The organism is Saccharopolyspora sp. SCSIO 74807 (assembly GCF_037023755.1).
GTDB lineage: Bacteria > Actinomycetota > Actinomycetes > Mycobacteriales > Pseudonocardiaceae > Saccharopolyspora_C > Saccharopolyspora_C galaxeae.
Map to the genome: position 1 here is coordinate 1,626,032 of NZ_CP146100.1, position 16,293 is coordinate 1,642,324.

Annotated in this window: 17 protein-coding genes and 1 tRNA gene; 4 read left to right on the plus strand and 14 right to left on the minus strand. The window is 70.0% G+C overall.

The window, feature by feature from the left end; all coding sequences use genetic code 11:
* Positions 1-92: 92 nt before the first annotated feature.
* The 11 genes from V1457_RS07250 to V1457_RS07300 form a co-directional block, all read right to left on the minus strand.
* Positions 93-968, minus strand: a complete 876-nt coding sequence (locus tag V1457_RS07250; protein ID WP_200068097.1) for a DUF4328 domain-containing protein — start codon at positions 966-968, stop codon at positions 93-95.
* A 38-nt stretch (positions 969-1,006) separates the two neighbouring features.
* Positions 1,007-1,348, minus strand: coding sequence for a rhodanese-like domain-containing protein (locus tag V1457_RS07255; RefSeq protein WP_200068648.1), 342 nt, complete (start codon positions 1,346-1,348; stop codon positions 1,007-1,009).
* 181 nt (positions 1,349-1,529) lie between these two features.
* Complete coding sequence (locus V1457_RS07260) at positions 1,530-3,152, minus strand: cation acetate symporter (protein ID WP_338604879.1); 1,623 nt, start codon at positions 3,150-3,152, stop codon at positions 1,530-1,532.
* 23 nt (positions 3,153-3,175) lie between these two features.
* The gene (locus tag V1457_RS07265) at positions 3,176-3,526 is read right to left on the minus strand and encodes a DUF485 domain-containing protein (protein ID WP_338601711.1); all 351 of its coding nucleotides are present in this window, start codon (positions 3,524-3,526) and stop codon (positions 3,176-3,178) included.
* Positions 3,527-3,779: 253 nt separating this feature from the next.
* A complete protein-coding gene (locus V1457_RS07270; RefSeq protein WP_338601713.1) occupies positions 3,780-5,573 on the minus strand; it encodes a cation acetate symporter in 1,794 nt (597 codons plus the stop codon).
* Positions 5,574-5,580: 7 nt separating this feature from the next.
* Positions 5,581-5,976 carry a hypothetical protein gene (locus V1457_RS07275; protein WP_200068094.1) on the minus strand — a complete coding sequence of 132 codons (396 nt, stop codon included), beginning with the start codon at positions 5,974-5,976 and terminating at the stop codon, positions 5,581-5,583.
* Between the two features lie 37 nt (positions 5,977-6,013).
* Complete coding sequence (locus V1457_RS07280; RefSeq protein ID WP_338601716.1) at positions 6,014-6,862, minus strand: LytTR family DNA-binding domain-containing protein; 849 nt, start codon at positions 6,860-6,862, stop codon at positions 6,014-6,016.
* A 344-nt stretch (positions 6,863-7,206) separates the two neighbouring features.
* On the minus strand, positions 7,207-8,106 hold the full coding sequence (locus V1457_RS07285) for a S49 family peptidase (RefSeq protein WP_338601719.1): 900 nt from the start codon (positions 8,104-8,106) through the stop codon (positions 7,207-7,209).
* 9 nt (positions 8,107-8,115) lie between these two features.
* Positions 8,116-9,363 carry a histidine kinase gene (locus tag V1457_RS07290; RefSeq protein WP_295143348.1) on the minus strand — a complete coding sequence of 416 codons (1,248 nt, stop codon included), beginning with the start codon at positions 9,361-9,363 and terminating at the stop codon, positions 8,116-8,118.
* A 187-nt stretch (positions 9,364-9,550) separates the two neighbouring features.
* On the minus strand, positions 9,551-10,402 hold the full coding sequence (locus V1457_RS07295) for a DNA-formamidopyrimidine glycosylase family protein (protein ID WP_338601725.1): 852 nt from the start codon (positions 10,400-10,402) through the stop codon (positions 9,551-9,553).
* A gap of 39 nt (positions 10,403-10,441) precedes the next feature.
* On the minus strand, positions 10,442-10,879 hold the full coding sequence (locus V1457_RS07300) for a DUF983 domain-containing protein (RefSeq protein ID WP_200068090.1): 438 nt from the start codon (positions 10,877-10,879) through the stop codon (positions 10,442-10,444).
* A 263-nt stretch (positions 10,880-11,142) separates the two neighbouring features.
* Between V1457_RS07300 and V1457_RS07305 the strand changes: the two genes are divergently transcribed.
* Together V1457_RS07305 and V1457_RS07310 are read left to right on the plus strand one after the other, a co-directional pair.
* Positions 11,143-11,586 carry a PPOX class F420-dependent oxidoreductase gene (locus V1457_RS07305; protein WP_338601728.1) on the plus strand — a complete coding sequence of 148 codons (444 nt, stop codon included), beginning with the start codon at positions 11,143-11,145 and terminating at the stop codon, positions 11,584-11,586.
* 69 nt (positions 11,587-11,655) lie between these two features.
* Positions 11,656-11,728 (plus strand) — tRNA-Gly (locus V1457_RS07310).
* Between the two features lie 68 nt (positions 11,729-11,796).
* Here the strand turns inward: V1457_RS07310 and V1457_RS07315 are convergent.
* Entirely contained in the window at positions 11,797-12,006 is a 210-nt protein-coding gene (locus V1457_RS07315) for a dodecin (RefSeq protein WP_200068089.1), read from the minus strand.
* Positions 12,007-12,194: 188 nt separating this feature from the next.
* Here V1457_RS07315 and V1457_RS07320 point away from each other — a divergent pair, with 188 nt between their 5' ends.
* Positions 12,195-12,794, plus strand: coding sequence for a lytic polysaccharide monooxygenase (locus V1457_RS07320; protein ID WP_200068088.1), 600 nt, complete (start codon positions 12,195-12,197; stop codon positions 12,792-12,794).
* 171 nt (positions 12,795-12,965) lie between these two features.
* Here V1457_RS07320 and msrA read toward each other — a convergent pair whose 3' ends face one another.
* Complete coding sequence (gene msrA, locus V1457_RS07325) at positions 12,966-13,622, minus strand: peptide-methionine (S)-S-oxide reductase MsrA (protein WP_338601735.1); 657 nt, start codon at positions 13,620-13,622, stop codon at positions 12,966-12,968.
* A 21-nt stretch (positions 13,623-13,643) separates the two neighbouring features.
* Positions 13,644-14,846 (minus strand): acyltransferase, encoded by a 1,203-nt coding sequence (locus V1457_RS07330; RefSeq protein ID WP_338601738.1) that lies wholly within the window; start codon positions 14,844-14,846, stop codon positions 13,644-13,646.
* A 212-nt stretch (positions 14,847-15,058) separates the two neighbouring features.
* On the opposite strand from V1457_RS07330, the gene V1457_RS07335 reads away from it, so the two are divergent.
* Positions 15,059-16,261, plus strand: coding sequence for a hypothetical protein (locus V1457_RS07335; RefSeq protein ID WP_338601741.1), 1,203 nt, complete (start codon positions 15,059-15,061; stop codon positions 16,259-16,261).
* Positions 16,262-16,293 lie beyond the last annotated feature (32 nt).

A 16,293-nucleotide genomic window follows, 5' to 3' on the forward strand; every position in this document is an offset into this window, starting at 1 on the left:
ACCGAGCCGCGGACACCGGCGATTCCCCGGGGCAACCGCCGTGCGCTGTGCCAGCCGCCCGCTGTGCCAACCGCCCGCTGGGCGAAGCTCGCTCAGCGCGCGGCGGTGGACGGCCGCTCGGCGCGCTGCGGCGTCGGCGCACCCCGGACGTCGAGGACGCGCCAGCGCGCCAGCCCCGCCGGATCCAGCGGCACGATCAAGCTGGACAGGTAGTGCACGACGCGCAACGTCAGCACTGCCACGGCCACCACGGCCACATCGGTCCAGAAGTGCAGCACCACGCCGTCCGCAAGCGCCTGTACTCCGCTGCGGAAACCCCACAGGAACGCGATCCAGCCGAGCACGAGGCTCACCGCCCACGCGGCCCACCAAGCCAGCACCAGCCGCGAGGGACGGGGACGCTCGCCGGAACCGCGGGTGCCCGCACCGATCAGCACGGCGTGTTCGACCTCGGCCAGCGCCGAACCCGGCAGCACCAGGTTCGCGCCGGGCACCAGCACCCCCGCCACGACCTGCCAATCCGGGCGGCGCGGAAGCACCCCGATCCGATCCGCGGAGGCGACGCGCGCCCACAGCAGCCACAGCACGGCGAAAACTCCGCTGCAGAAACCGAGCAGCCAGCTCAGCGAACCCGCTGCGAGCACCAGGGCGTCCGAGACGTCCAACGCGGTTTTCGACAGCGCGGTGTCCCGGCTCATCAGCAGCAGCACGTAGCGCCAGAGCTCCGCCGCGGCGGCCACACCGGCCATGCCCGCGGTCAGCCGCAGCGCCGAGATCGTCGTCGCCGACCACGACGCGACCCGCTGCACCGGATCGGCCCGCGGCTGCGTCGGCAGCGCGAGCGGCCAGCGCCATCCCAGCGGCGGGAAGCCCCAGCGCGGAACCGCCGGGTACGCGGGCGGTCCGGCGTAGGGGCGAGCCGGGCGCGGGCGCCTGCGCGTGCGCGGTCCGCCCGGTGGAGTGGCCACCCACTCCGGCCGCGGCGGCGGACCCGGCTCGGGAGGAGTCACAGCACGTACGGCTCGGTGCCGGGGTCGTCGGAGACGACGCTGCGGCCGCTGGTGTGCCAGCCGTTCATGCCGCGCTCCACGTTCACCGCGTCCCAGCCGTTCGCGTTCAGGTACGCCGTGACGCGCGCCGAACGGCCACCGGAGCGGCACACCACGTAGAGCTGGTCGGCCTCGGGCAGGTCGTCGAGCCGCTGCGGGATCTCGCTCATCGGGATGTGCACCGCGCCGGGCGCGTGCCCTGCGGCCCACTCGTCGTGCTCCCGGACGTCCAGCAGCGCGTTGCCCGCACCGGGCAGTTCGGCGGGCAGCTCCTCCGGCGGGACACCGGGCACTTGCATCGGGGTAGTCACGCCACGATGCTGCCACGCCGGCCGTGGGCATGTCGTGAGGTGCCCACGTCCCCGTGCCGCGACTCGCCCGTGCCGTGACTCGCACCGCGCAGCGGAACGCCCCGCCGGGTGGGCGGGGCGTTCCTGGACTGCGCGGTTGTCCGAGCACTTATCAGTGACGGAGCACTTCTCAGTGCTGCGCGGTCGACTTCTCCGCGCCGGCACCGGTCAGCGAGCGGACCTCCATCTCGGCGTACTTCTCCGCGTTGTGCGGCTCCTTGCTCAGCACCGTGCCCAGGTAGCCGAGCAGGAACGAGATCGGGATGGACACCAGGCCCGGGTTCTTCAGCGGGAACAGCGCGATGTCCAGCGACGGGAACATCGCCTCCTCGTCGCCGGTCACCGCGGGCGAGAAGATGATCAGCACGATGGTCACCGCGAGCCCGCCGTAGATGCTCCACAGCGCGCCGGTGGTGTTGAACCGCTTCCAGAACAGCGAGTACAGCAGCGTCGGCAGGTTCGCCGAGGCCGCCACCGCGAACGCGAGCGCGACCAGGAACGCCACGTTCTGCCCGTTGGCCGCGATGCCGCCGAGGATCGAGACCACGCCGATCACCACCGCGGTGATCCGCGCGACCTTCACCTCCTGCTGCTTGTCGTCCACCTGCCCGTTCTTGATCACGTTGGCGTAGATGTCGTGCGCGAACGACGCCGAAGCGGTGATCGTCAAGCCCGCGACGACCGCGAGGATCGTGGCGAACGCGACCGCCGAGATGAACCCGAGCAGCCACGGCCCGCCGAGTTGCAGCGCCAGCAGCGGCGCTGCCGAGTTGACCCCGCCAGGGGCCTCCTTGATCACGTCCGGCCCGACCATGGCCCCGGCGCCGTACCCGAGAACCAGCGTGAACAGGTAGAACAGGCCGATCAGCCAGATCGCCCACACCACCGAGCGCCGCGCCTCCTTGGCCGTGGGCACGGTGTAGAAGCGCATCAGCACGTGCGGCAGGCCCGCGGTGCCGAGCACCAGCGCCAGCCCCAGGGACACGAAGTCGAGCCTGCTGGCTTCGGTCTTGCCGTACTGCGCACCCGGGTTGAGCAGCTTCTCGCCGTTCGCGCCCGCGGTGTCCACGGCCGATCCGAGCAGCCCGGACAGGTTGAAGCCGTACAGGCCCAGCACCCACACCGTCATCACGAACGTGCCCGCGATCAGCAGCGCCGCCTTGATGATCTGCACCCATGTGGTGCCCTTCATGCCGCCGACCAGCACGTACACGATCATCAGCACGCCGACGACGGCGATCACGATGGCCTGCTGGCCCTTGTCCGTCACGCCCAGCAGCAGCGCGATCAGGCCGCCGGCGCCCGCCATCTGGGCCAGCAGGTAGAAGAACGTCACCGCCAGCGTCGACAGCGAGGCCGCGGTGCGCACCGGACGCTCCCGCATCCGGAAGCTGAGCACGTCGGCCATCGTGTACCGGCCGGTGTTCCGCAGCAGTTCCGCGACCAGCAGCAACGCCACCAGCCAGGCCACGAGGAAGCCGATCGAGTACAGGAATCCGTCGTAGCCGTACACCGCGATCGCGCCCGCGATGCCGAGGAACGACGCCGCGGACAGGTAGTCGCCGGAGATCGCGATGCCGTTCTGCGGGCCGCTGAACGAGCGGCCCGCGGCGTAGTAGTCCGACGCGGTCTTGGTGTTCCGGCTCGCCCGGAACACGATCACCAGCGTCACCAGCACGAACACCGCGAAGATGCCGATGTTGAGCCAGCGGTTGGACGCCGTGTCGGTGTTCGGGTTCTGCGCCAGGTGCATTCCCAGCGCGGTCGTAGTGGCGCTCACCGCTGCTCTCCTTCGACGCTCTCGCGGATCCGCTCGGCCACCGGATCCAGGTTCTTGTTGGCGAACCGGACGTAGAGCGTCGTGATGACGAACGTGGACACGAATTGCAACAGCCCGAGGACCAGGCCGACGTTGATGTTCCCGGCGAGCTTGATGCTCATGAAGCCGTGCGCGTAGTCCGCGAGCAGCACGTAGATCAAGTACCAGGCGAGGAAGATCGCCGATACCGGGAAGACGAATTTACGCAACCGTTGCCGGAGCGTGCGGAAATCGGGACTGCGCTGGGTCTCGATCCAGACTTCGGCATCGGTGCCGGGGCTCGGATCGCTTTGGCCCGTGGAGTTCACGGTTGTCTTTTCCTCCTGCATCGGTGCGCTCCCGCCCGCCGGCGCCGGGCGGAGCTCGAGCTGTGAACGCGCGAACGCTAACCACCCGATGATCTTCGCGGAATCCGCCGGAATGAGGAATTTCCCAAACCGGGTGGATGACCATCAGGCGGACTTGCGAAAGCAGAGCTTGGCACGTGCTGTGGGGGTTGTCACCGGCACTTCTGCCGACGGTGAATAACGATCGGGCGACATTCCGGACATTGCGGAACGCTCAGCGCCGCCGGTGCCGTCCTTCCGGGACCGACCTGCGCCCCCGGCCGCTCGCCCGGGTCGCCGGGCCGTCCTGGAACCCGAGCCGGTCCGGGGCGTGCATCCGCAGCATGATCCGCGAGACGCCGCCCGGAAGGCGAGCGCGGGTGGCGAAGCTGACCAGCACCGCCGTCGAGAACGCGATCGGCACCGTCACCAGCGCGGGCTGGCGCAGCAGCGCACCGGCGATGCCGTCGGTCTCCGGCCACATCGCGCTCGCGCCCATGGCCGCGAGCACCAGGACTCCCCCGGTGGTCAGGCCCGCTCCGGCCCCGGCGGCGGTCAGCCCGCGCCACCACACGCCGAGGATCAGCAGCGGGCAGAACGTCGAGGCCGCCAGCGCGAACGCGAGTCCCACTCCGCGCGGAAGATCGTCCTGCGGCAGCACCAGCGACAGCGCCACCGGCAGCAGCGCAGTGGCCACCAGCACCAGCCGCGCGTCGACTCCCCGGTCCCGCAGCAGGTCGGTCGAGACCACCCCGGCGATGCTGACCACGAGACCGGACGAGGTCGACACGAACGCCGCGAACGCGCCCGCCGCGGTCAGCACCGTCAGCAGCGTCCCCGGCCAGCCGCTGAGCATCGCGTTCGGCAGCAGCAGCACGGCGGCGTCGGTGGTTCCGGTGACCAGCAACTCCGGCACGAACAACCGGGACAGCAATCCGAAGATGGTCGGGAAGAGGAAGAACATGCCCAGCAGCAACAGCACGAACAGCGCCGTGCGGCGGGCGGCGTGCCCGCTGGGGTTCGTGTAGAAGCGGATCAGCACGTGCGGCAGACCCATCGTCCCCAGGAACGTCGCCAAGATCAGCGAGTACGTCTCCACCAGCGAATCCGGCCCGCCGTCCTGCGGGTGCAGCCACGAGGCGTTGTCCGGGTCCGCGTCGGCGACCACCGGCACCGGGCTGTGCGCCGGGAACCGCAGCTGGGTGCCCTTGTCGACCTGGTAGTCCCCGGCAGAGACGAACACCTCGGCGTGGCCCCGCGGCTGCAACGGCCCGTCCCCGCTCGGCGCGGGCGAACCGGTCACGTCGACCCACACCGGCTCGGCGACGTGCAGCCGGACCGGGGTCTGCACCTGGACGACCGTGTCGTGCTGGAACTCCGGTCCGGGCGATTCCAGCCGCACGCCGTGGGATCCACCCGTCAAGAACACCCCGAACAGCACGAACGCGGGCACGGTGATCGCGAACAGCTTCACCCAGTACTGGAACGCCTGCACCAGCGTCACCGCGCGCATCCCGCCGCTGAGCACGCCTGCCATCACGAGCACGGCCACCGCGAGCACACCCGCCCAGAACGGCACGCCGGAAACGGTGGCCAGCGTCAATCCGGCGGCCTGGAACTGCGGAATCAGGTACAGCACGCCGATCAGCACCACGAAAACCGTGCTGAACCAGCGCAGCCGCAGCGAATCCAGCCGGGCCTCGACGAAATCCGGAATCGTGTAAGCGCCGGACCGGCGCAGCGGCGCGGCGACGAACAACAGCACCGCCAGATACCCGGAAGCGAAACCGATCGGATACCACAGCGCGTCCACGCCGTCCTTCAGGATCAAACCCGCGATGCCGAGGAACGAGGCGGCCGAGAGGTATTCCCCGGAAATGGCTGCGGCGTTGCGCTCCTCCCGCACCAGCCGCCGCGCCACCAGCAGATCCGAAGTGGTGCGCGCCGTGCTCGAACCCCAGATGCCGATCGCGAAAGTGGCCACGGCGACGAGCGCGATGCCGCCCAGCGCCCAGGAAGCGGAGACCATCGCCGAGCTACCGCTCGATCATGTGCAGGAAATCGCGTTCGTGCCGAGCCGCGGAACGCGAATACCAGTAGCCGACCAGCACCATGAACGGGTAGGGCAGCACCCCCAGCGCCAGCCACGGCAGCCGGACTCCGAAGATCACCGCGTCCCCCAGCGACGGCAGCAGGTAGAACAACAAGGGCAGTCCGAACAGGCCCACCGCGACCAGCCCGGTCAGCACCAGCGCGCTGCGCAGCTGCGCCCGCACCAGGTGGCCGACCACCATCTCGCCGACGCTGGTCTGCTCCTCCAGCTCCATGATCGTACGGCTCATCGGAGCGGTGCGGTACCGGTCGGCCAGCACGACGCGCTTGCGGCGGGGACGGCGGCGCCCGGCCGCCGGGGTCCCCTGCTCCGGCGTCATGCCCGCCCGGCCGGCGAGTGCTGCTGCCCGCGCGGCGTCATGCCTGGCCCCAGCCCTGCCTGGGCGCCCGCACCAGGCGGTCCTTGAGTTCGCGGGTGTGCCTGCGGCTGACCGGCAGCTCCTTCGGCTCCCCGCCGCCGAGCAGCACCGAATAACCGGACGACGACATCCGCAGCTCGCTGACCAGCGACATCGACACCAGGTAGGAGCGGTGGATGCGGATGAAGTTGGCGTCGGCCCAGCGCTCCTCCAGCTGCGCCAGCGGGATCCGCACCAGGTGCGACCCGCCGTCGGTGGTGTGCAGCCGCGCGTAGTCGCCCTGGGCTTCCACCCAGCGCACGTTCTTGCGGGAGACCATTTTCGTCGTGCCGGCCAGCTCCACGGGGATCACCTCGTCATCGTCGGCCACGGGGAGTTCCGGTGCGGGCTCGACGGTGCCGGTGGCGCCGTCGGTGCTGCCGCGCTCGGCCTTGCCGCGTTCGACGGTGCGCAGCGCGCGGTCCACCCGGTCGGCGTCGGCGGGCTTCATGATGTAGTCCAGCGCGCCGACCTCGAAGGCTTCCAGCGCGTTCTCCTCGTGGCCGGTGATGAACACCAGCGACGGGGGCTGCTTGAAAGCGTTGAGCACCCGCGCGAGCTCCATGCCGCTCAGCCCCGGCATGGACACGTCGGCGAACACCGCGTCCACCACGGACTCGTCGCCGTCCTTGGCGCGCACCTGGTCGTCGCTGCGCAGCAGCCGCAGCGCGTCGGCTGCGTCGAAAGCGGTGAGCACCTGCGCGACCCGCGGGTTGTTCCGGAGCAGGAAATCCATCTCGTCCAGCCCGGCCATCTCGTCGTCCACCGCCAGCACGACGAGCCCCGAGTCGCCGGGTCGACCGCTCACGTCCGGTTGAATACTCACTGTAACGCCACATCCTGCCGCGCCGGGGGCGCACTGTCCACGACTTCGGGTCCGCTCGGCGTCGAGCACCGCGACAGCGCTGTCACACGCGCCGGGCGCGGACCGGCTGCCCGCACCTGCGGTGCCGCCGGACGGTGACATGTCGGGCGCGCTGCGCAGATCATCCTGACATCACCCGGCCCAGCGACACAGGGCACACCGGGCCGTGCCCGCGAGTGAGGTGTGTCACGCCGTGACATCAACTTACGGTGTTCGGCCCGGCATGTGAACGGCGGGGTGGCAGAAGGCGGACGGCGCGGCGCACCACGCACGCCCGCCGAAGCCGATCACAACCCGAAACGCGACCACAGCGCGCGCTGCTCCAACGCGTCCAGCAGCGACGACGCCGAACCGCCCGAGCCGAGCCCGGCGGCCGATCCGCGCTCGCTCAACCGAGCCAGCAGCGGCTTGCGCGGTTCGACTCCGACGATGTGCGCCTCCGGGAACCGCTCCTTGACGATCCCGCGCAAGGTGCCGACACCGTCGACCAGACCGAGCTGCTGCGCGCGCTTGCCGGTCCACACCTCGCCGGTGAACAGCTCCTCGGTCTCGGAGAGCTTCTTCCCGCGCCGGGAACGCACCCAGTCGGCGAACTGCTCGTGCAGCTCGGTCTGCAAGCCGCGCAGCCACTGCACGTCGTCGTCCTTCTCGGGGCTGAACGGGTCCAGCCGCACCTTGTTCTGCCCGGCGGTGTAGACCCGGCGCTCCACTCCGATGCGGTCCAGCAGGCCGTTCAACCCGAACGTCGCGCTGACCACGCCGACCGACCCGACCATCGAAGTGCTGTGCGCGTAGATCTCGTCGGCCGCGCAGGCCAGCCAGTACCCGCCGGAAGCGGCGACGTCCTCGCAGAACGCCAGCACCGGCACCTTCTTCTCCTCGGCCAGGCCGCGGATCCGGTCGGCGACCAGCGCGGACTGCGTCGCCGCACCGCCCGGCGAGTTGATCGTCAGCGCCACCGCGGCGAGCCGGTCGTGGCCGAACGCCTTGGTCAGCGCGGAGTCCACGGCCTGCAGCGAGATCGTGCCGCGGTTTACCGGCGAGGGGTTCGCGGTGATCGCGCCGTGCAGCTTGACCGTGGCGACCACCGGCCCGCGTTCGGCGCGCTCGGCCAGCTTGGGCGGCAGCTTCGAGGACAGCTTGCCGGTCAGCACGTCGGTGAACTTCTGCGGCGCTTTGTCGTTCATGCTTCGACGCTACCGGCTCGACTGCGCGGCGGCCCCCGACGCGGGTTCGTCCAGGGACGTGGCTGGTAGCGGCAGCACTCCGGGCGCGAACTTCGGCACCCGCATGATCACCTTCATGCCCTCGCCCTGCTCGGTCTCCACCACCAGGCCGTAGTCGTCGCCGAAGGTCGCCCGCATCCGGTTGTTGATGTTGCCGAGGCCCACGTGCGCGCCGCTGAGGTGCGCGTTGGCCAGCTCCTCGTCCAGCCGTTCCGGATCCATCCCGATGCCGTCGTCGTCCACGCTGATCAGCGCCTCCGAGCCGCGGTCCTCGGCGACCACCGAGACGGTGCCGCCACCGGGCTTGGTGGCCAGCCCGTGCCGCACCGCGTTCTCCACCAGCGGTTGCAGCGCCAGGAACGGCACCACCACCGGAAGCACCTCGGGCGCGATCTTGAGCTGCACCTTCAGCCGGTCCGGGCCGAACCGGGCGCGCTCCAGGGTCAGGTAGCGGTCGATGTTGCGGATCTCGTCGGCCAGCGTGGTGTAGAGCCCGGAGGAGCGGAACGAGTAGCGGGTGAAGTCGGCGAACTCCATCAGCAGGTCGCGGGCCTGCTCCGGGTCGTTGCGGATCTGCGAGGAGATGGTGTTCAGCGCGTTGTAGATGAAGTGCGGGGAGATCTGCGCGCGCAGCGCCCGCACCTCGGCCCGCGCCAGCTTCTCCTTGGACTCCTGCAGGTGCGCCAGCTCCAGCTGGGTGGACACGTGGTGCGCGACCTCGCCCGCCGCGCGCAGCAGCCGGCGCCGGTCGCCGTCGCTGATGATCACCAGCGCGCCCTTGATCTCCTCGGAGACCTCCAGCGGGACCACCACGCCGTGCCGCATCAGGCACGGGCGCTCGTCGCAGAGCAGGTCGGTGTGGTCGACGTACTCGCGCTTGCCGGTGCGCAGCACCGCCTCGATCTTGCCGCGCATGTCCGCGTAGTGCTGGTTCGCTTCGCCGTCCCAGCTCAGCAGCGTGCCGTCGGCATCGACGACGCCGACCGCCACGCACGCCAGCAGCTCCCGCAGGTGCGGCGCCGTGCGGTCCGCCGAATCCTGCGTCATGCCCGACCGCAGGTGCGGCGCAGCGCTGGTGACACGATGCAACGCCGCCAGCATGGCGTCTTCCACCGAGGTACTGACCCGGCGCGATCGGCACAACAGCACGAACATGCCGAGCACGGCGAGCGCGGCGAGCGCCGTGAGCACGGTCCGCTCGGTCAACAACCCCTGCACCGCACCAGTATTCGATGTCGGTACGCAAGGAATCAAGAACGCTACGCTCAGTGTGCACAACCCCTCGGTGAGCGGTCGATGAGCGGGCCGCATGGCGCAACCCGCACCGCCGAACGGCACAGGTTTGCATGACATCGCATGGGTTGCATCAGAGCTGCAATCGGCGGGCGCCCTGCTCCCCCGGAAGTCACTTCAGCAGCTTCGACATCCTCCGGTCCGCGAGCCGCTTGCCGCCGGTCTGACAGGTCGGGCAGTACTGGAACGAGCGATCCGCGAACGACACCTCGCCGACCGCGTCCCCGCAGACCGGGCACGGCAGCCCGGTGCGCCCGTGCACCCGCAGCCCGGAGCGCTTCTCCGCCTTCAACCGCGCTGCGTCCTGTTGCAGCGAACGTTGCACCGCGTCCCCGAGCACCTCGCGCATCGCTTCGTGCAGCCGGGCCACCGACTCCTCCGCGAGCTTGCCCGCGGTCGCGAACGGGGACAGCCGCGCGCGGTGCAGGACCTCGTCGGAGTAGGCGTTGCCGATCCCGGCCAGCGCGGACTGGTCGGTCAGCAGCGTCTTCACCCGTTCCGATCGGCCGCGCAGCAGGCCGGCGAACTCATCGGCGGTCACCGCCAGCGCGTCCGGGCCCAGGCGGGCCACACCGGGCACCTCCGCCGCATCGGCCACCACCCAGACCGCGAGCTTCTTCTGCGTACCGGCCTCGGTCAGGTCGAAGCCGGGACCGCCGAGGTGCACGCGCAGCGCGATCGGCCCGCGGCCGGGTTTCGGCGGTGCGGGCGAGAGCTCGTCGGACCAGCGCAGCCAGCCCGCGCGGGCCAGGTGCACCACCAGGTGCAGCCCGTCGCAGTCCAGGTCCAAGTACTTGCCGTGCCGTGCCGCGCCGGTCACCGGGCGGCCGTGCAGCTCGGTGTAGGGCGGGCTGGCGGTCTTGAGCACGCTCAGCGAGGCGACGTCGATGCGGGCGAGGGTGCTGCCCACGGCGTGCTCGCGCAGGTGCCGGGCCAGCGCCTCGACTTCGGGCAGTTCGGGCACCCCACCAGTCTGCCAAGATCGATCGGCCTGCGGCGGCCGTCACTCCGTGGGCTGCAGCGAGCCGTTCATGTCCGGTTCGGCGTAGAGCTCGATCTGGCGGGCCACCTTCGCGGTCTCCTGCCGGACGTTGAGGAAGCCGCGCTGCACCCCGACCCAGCGCTCCGGCTGGTGCTCCTCCTCGTCGCCGGGGGTTTCCGCGATGATCGTCCACGGCCGGTGCAGCAGCCAGCGCACCGGGAAGAACATCGCCGCCACGATCAGCGCCAGGACCAGCCAGATCGGCACGTGCACGCCCTCCGGCGTCCACAGCACGAACAGCAGCGCGAGCAGGATGAGGATGCCGAACATCATGATCCCCGGGCCGCGGCCACCGTTGACGTCGTGCTCGAAGTCGTCGCCGGCGATCGGGTTCGACCACTCCAGGCTGGAGCGCACGTTCCACAACCTGCCGTCGGAGCCCCGCACCACGCGGTTCATCGTCGCCTCCTCGCCCGGCGCCGGGCGTTTCCGTTCGGTCGTTGCAAGCCGTACCGCCATCGGCACCGGGAGCGCCGCCCGGCACCGCGGAGCCCGCCTGAGCGGCCACGCACCGGGACCGAGCGTGCCGACACGGTATCGCGACCGTCATCGGCCTCACGGGTGAAAGCGCACGGCACCCGAGGCATTGTCGATCACACCGCCGCGCCGGACCACCCCGGTCCCGCCAATGCGCTCGCGACCTCGCGCGCGGTGACTAAGGTGTGCCCGTCGACCTGACACCCGGCGAAGGGCGGGGCATGGACCTCGAACAGGCAAGATCGTTCGTCCGCGAACACCACCGCGCGGTGCTGGGCACGCTTCGCGGGGACGGGACACCGCAGCTGAGCCCGGTGCTGGCGGCCGTGGACGACGCCGGGCGCATCGTGGTGAGCACCCGCGCGGCCACCGCCAAGGTGCACAACCTGGTCCGCGACCCGCGCGCCTGGCTGTGCGTGCTGCCGGACGAGTTCTTCGGCGACTGGATCCAGGTCGACGGCACCGCGGAGGTCGTGCGGCTGCCCGAGGCGATGCCGCTGCTGGAGGACTACTTCCGCCGCGTCTCCGGCGAGCACGACGACTGGGAGGACTACCGGCGCGCGATGCGCGAAGAGGACCGCGTGCTGCTGCGCATCGAGCCGTCGCGGGTCGGACCGGCACGGCGCTGACCCCCTTGGAACGGTGCGCGAACGATGGGTTAAAGTAGTGCTCAACAGCGATCGAGAGATCGTTCGCTTGCGGATGTAGCGCAGCTGGTAGCGCATCACCTTGCCAAGGTGAGGGTCGCGGGTTCGAGTCCCGTCATCCGCTCCGCAGTGAGAAAGCCCCGCCGCAGGACGGCGGGGCTTTTCCGCGTTCGTGGTGCTCGCCGGGCCGGTTCACTCCTCCAGCTTGAAGCCGACCTTCAGCCCGACCTGGAAGTGCGCGATCTCGCCGTTCTCGACGTGGCCGCGGACCTCGGTGACTTCGAACCAGTCCACGTCCCGCAGGGTCTGCGACGCGCGGTGCACACCGCGGCGGATCGCGTCGTCGACGCCGTCCGCGGACGTTCCGACGATCTCGGTTACGCGGTAGATGTTGTCTCCCATCCCGGCATCGTGCGTACGGACGCACCCGCCCGCAAGCCGAACGCGATCTTGCGCTGCTCCGAACGGCCTCAAGGTCTGGACCACTAGCCGAGCCGCGGCCCCCGCGATGTTGCGCAGAACGGTGCTATTTTCCGCGAATAACGCGAGTGTAAATTTCTCCGGCACCGATCCAGGAAGGGAGTACTTCCATGTCGAAAGTGAAAAGCAAGATCGGTATCGCCGCCGTCGGCATCGCCACCCTGGCATTACCGATTTTCACATCCGGTGTCGCGAGTTCGCACGGATTCACCCAGAGCCCTTCCAGCCGCCAGGACGCCTGCTCGACCGGCGCGGCGACGAATTGCGGCGCGATCCAGTGGGAACCGCAGAGCGTCGAAGGCCCGAAGGGCTTCCCGGAGGCGGGCCCGGTCGACGGCAGCATCTGCTCGGCCGGTCTGGAGCAGTTCAGCGAGCTCGACGACCCGCGCGGCGGTCAATGGCCAGCGACCGACGTGCAGGCCGGCCAGGACTTCCAGTTCCAGTGGAAGATCACCGCGAACCACTCGACGTCGTCGTGGCGGTACTTCATCACCAAGGACGGCTGGGACCCGAGCCAGCCGCTCACCCGCGACCAGCTCGAACCGGCGCCGTTCGTCAACGTCGATTACGGCGGGCAGCAGCCGCCGGACGTGTACACGCACACCGGGAAACTGCCGGACAAGACCGGCAAGCACCTGATCCTCGGCGTGTGGGACGTCGCGGACACCAGCAACGCCTTCTATTCCTGCGCGGACGTGAACTTCGGCTGACCCGCGTTTCCGTCCCCCGGCTCCGTGGCCCGGTGCGCGCGAGGCGCACCGGGCGCGGAACCTTCCGGACAGCGGAATCGCACGGCGCCCGAAAATGGTTTCCGAGGTCCAGGAATTCTGGGAAAAAGATCTTTGCCAGAATTAGGTTCGCTGAATCGGGTGGCCGGGCGGTCAGGCCGTGCCGAGGCCGATCGGGCAGGAGACGCCGGTGCCGTCGATGCCGCAGTAGCCGTTCGGGTTCTTGGACTCCGACAGGTACTGCTGGTGGTAGCCCTCGGCGTAGTAGAACTCGCCGAGCGGCGCGATCTCGGTGGTGATCTCGCCGTGGCCCGCGGTGCTCAGCGCCTCCTGGAACTGCTCGCGGCTGCGTTCGACGACTTCGCGCTGGGCGTCGTCGGCGTAGTAGATCGCCGAGCGGTACTGGCTGCCGACGTCGTTGCCCTGCCGGAGGCCCTGCGTCGGGTCGTGGTTCTCCCAGAACACCTTCAGCACCTGCGACAGCGTGATCACGGAGGGGTCGAAGACCACCAGCACCGCCTCGGTGTGCCCGGTCAAGCCGGTGCAGACCTCTTCGTAGGTGGGGTTGGGGGTGTACCCGCCCGCGTAGCCGACCGCGGTGGTCCACACCCCGTCGGTGCGCCAGAAGATGCGTTCCGCGCCCCAGAAGCAGCCCATGCCCACTACCAGGGTCGAGGTGGTCTCCGGGAACGGTGGCTTGATCGGGCGGTCGCCGAACACCGCGTGCCGCTCCGGCACGGAAAGCGGAGTGCTGCGGCCCGGCAGCGCCTCATCGGGGGTGATCATGCGCCTAGCTTTGAACAGCACCATGGTCCCGATGCTACGCCCGCATCAAAACCGCTCCGGCCGCCCGGAAATCGGGTCGAGCGGTCTGTCCGGTCCTTCCGGGGACCGTTCCTCGGTGTCGACCCGTTCCTCGGTGTCGGACAGCTCCTCGGGAGGAACAGCACCCGCCGGGCGGCTGCGGCGTTGCGGAGCGATGTAGTGGCGCAGCCGCATCACCGGCTCTTCGACGAACATCCACGACAACGTGCCCAGCACGTACGAGATCGGCGCCGCGCACAGCACCATCACGTACTGGTTGCCGACTCCGGCCATCGCCAGCAGTTGCTGCACCGGAAAGCCCCAGACGTAAACGCCGTAGCTGCCGTTGACCCAGTGCCCGGGCACGGTGAGCCGGGCGGGCCAGAAATGACCCGCCACCACCACCGCGTAGCTGACCACGAACGCCATCAGGAACGACGCGGCGATGCTGTTCGGCATCGCGCCCAGCACCGCCACCCCGGCACCGGCGGCCAGCACCGACAGCGGCATCCGGTACAGGTTCAGCACCACGCCGAAGGCGAACGCGACCAGGAACGCCACCAGCGACTCGACCGGGACGCTCAGCAGCGAACCGGCCGACTCCGCGCCCGGGTCCTGCTCCAGGTAGCGGTCCCACACCACGATCGCGCACAGCGCGAGCACCGCGAGCCACCGCAACCGCTGCTTGGCAGCGCCCACCAGCAGCAACGCGTACAGGCCGGCATAGGCCAGCAGCTCCATCGGCAACGTCCACAGCGCACCGTTCACCGCGCCCGGCCAGGGATTGCCGGTGAACACACCCGGCAAGTGGTGGTTGAGGGTCAGCAGCCCGGTGTTGTTGACGATGTAGGCCCAGGTGCCGTGCGCGGCGAAGTACTCCCCAACCGACAACGTCGTCACCAGCGGCCCGACGATCAGCGCCATGCCCACCGAGACGGTGAGCATCGGCGGCCACAGCCGCAACACCCGCTTGGCGGCGAAGCGCAGCGGGTGCGGATCGCGGATCCAGCTCTCGGTGATCTGGAAACCGCTCATCGCGAAGAATCCCATGAGCACGGCCTCATCGGGCTGCAGCGGCCATTCCGGCGGGAACAGGTCGCCGCTGCCCACCAGCGGAGAACTGTGCCCGTAGATCACCAGCAGCGCGCCGATCATGCGGATCCACGCGAAACCGTGCGCGGGGGCGGCGAAACGCTCCGGATGAGCGTGCTCGACACGCGCTGTGCCCACCCGTTTCACCCCCACGACGTGCCGCCCGGCGCATCCGCGACGCCGGGTAGCGTATCGGGTGCCGTCGAGATCGGAAGTGCGATCGTCGCGCGCGGGCGGGAGCGAGTGGTCACACCCGCTGGATCGTTATCCGGGAGGTGGCTCCCGCGATGCGCTGCCTGGTGCAGAATGGCCGGTGATCACGACTCGGTAAATCCGGAAAGGGCGCATCGGTGACCTGGCAAGACGAGCTGCAGAACCTGGATGCCGAACTGGCGGCGGGCAGGATCTCCGCGGAGGAGTACCGGTCCCGGCGGGACGCTTTGGCCGGCCGGGCGCAGGGGCAGGAAGGCTCCGCCGGGAGTTCCGCGCAGCAGCCGGGTGGCCAGTCCCCGGGCAACCAGACCCCGGGCGCATCCGGTCCCGGTACCCCCTCCGGCGGGTTCGCCCAGCCGGGCGGTCAGCAGGGTGAGCAGTCCAGCCCGTTCCCGCCCGCGTTCAGCTGGGGAGCCGCCGCCGCGCAGGGAGCGCAGGCCGCCCAGCAGCAGAACCAGCCGCAGCCGTCGAACGAACCCACGCACGTGGTGCCGAACCCGCTCACCGGGGCGGACAGCACGCAGACCGTCAACGTCGGCTCCCAGCAGCAGTGGCCGGACCAGCAGCAGTGGAATCAGGGCTGGAACGCGAACACGGCATGGGGCCAGCCGCCGGAGCACGGCGACACCAGCTGGATGCGCCAGGGGCCGGAGGTCTTCGAGGTCTCCGAAGGGGCCTCGAAGGGCAAGATGATCACCGGCGTGGTCATCGGTTCGGTCCTGCTGGTCGTCGTGGTGGTCGCGGGCGTCTTCTACTTCACCACTTCCGGCGGAGGCGGGCAGCCGGCTCCGGCCCCCACCGCGCAGCCGGCGCCACCGCCACCGGCTCCGACCACGAAACCGCTGCCCGAGCCGCCTCCCGCGAAGGCCCCGCCCGCGGCTTCGCAGGCCGTCCTGGTGCCGACCCCGCCCGGGCCGCCGCACCCGTTCAACGGCCCGCTGGACCGTCCCGCCCTGGAGGGCCCGAAGGCCGGTGTGCTGCGCGATCCGGTGCGCAATGCGGCGCTGCAGGGCGGCATGATCGACGGCTGGATCAACCGCACCGACGGGCCGCCCTCGGTGGTGCTGCTGACCGTGCGGATGCCGAACGACGGTGCCGCTTCGGCCGTCGCGCAGGCGTACCTGAACGACCAGCAGGGACTCAGCCCCGACAAGGACCTGTCGTACCAGGGCGTGCAGGTGGTGACCACCGGCGGCGGCGTGTTCCGCACCGCCTACGTAGCGCACGGGTTCGTGGTCATCGTGGAGACCAGCGACCCGAACGAGCAGAACGCGGAGAACACCTTCCAGCAGCTGCTCACGCAGCAGCTCTCGCAGACCCCGCCGACCGTGCGCGGCTGACTCCCCCTGTTCGACGCGGCCGCAGCGGGTAT

Coding starts and splice junctions, on each gene's coding strand:
- V1457_RS07255 (WP_200068648.1), bottom strand. CDS start 1,348: ATGCAAGTGCCCGGTGTCCCGCCGGAGGAGCTGCCCGCCGAACTGCCC.
- V1457_RS07260 (WP_338604879.1), bottom strand. CDS start 3,152: ATGCACCTGGCGCAGAACCCGAACACCGACACGGCGTCCAACCGCTGG.
- V1457_RS07270 (WP_338601713.1), bottom strand. CDS start 5,573: ATGGTCTCCGCTTCCTGGGCGCTGGGCGGCATCGCGCTCGTCGCCGTG.
- V1457_RS07275 (WP_200068094.1), bottom strand. CDS start 5,976: ATGACGCCGGAGCAGGGGACCCCGGCGGCCGGGCGCCGCCGTCCCCGC.
- V1457_RS07285 (WP_338601719.1), bottom strand. CDS start 8,106: ATGAACGACAAAGCGCCGCAGAAGTTCACCGACGTGCTGACCGGCAAG.
- V1457_RS07300 (WP_200068090.1), bottom strand. CDS start 10,879: ATGAACCGCGTGGTGCGGGGCTCCGACGGCAGGTTGTGGAACGTGCGC.
- V1457_RS07315 (WP_200068089.1), bottom strand. CDS start 12,006: ATGGGAGACAACATCTACCGCGTAACCGAGATCGTCGGAACGTCCGCG.
- V1457_RS07320 (WP_200068088.1), top strand. CDS start 12,195: ATGTCGAAAGTGAAAAGCAAGATCGGTATCGCCGCCGTCGGCATCGCC.
- msrA (WP_338601735.1), bottom strand. CDS start 13,622: ATGGTGCTGTTCAAAGCTAGGCGCATGATCACCCCCGATGAGGCGCTG.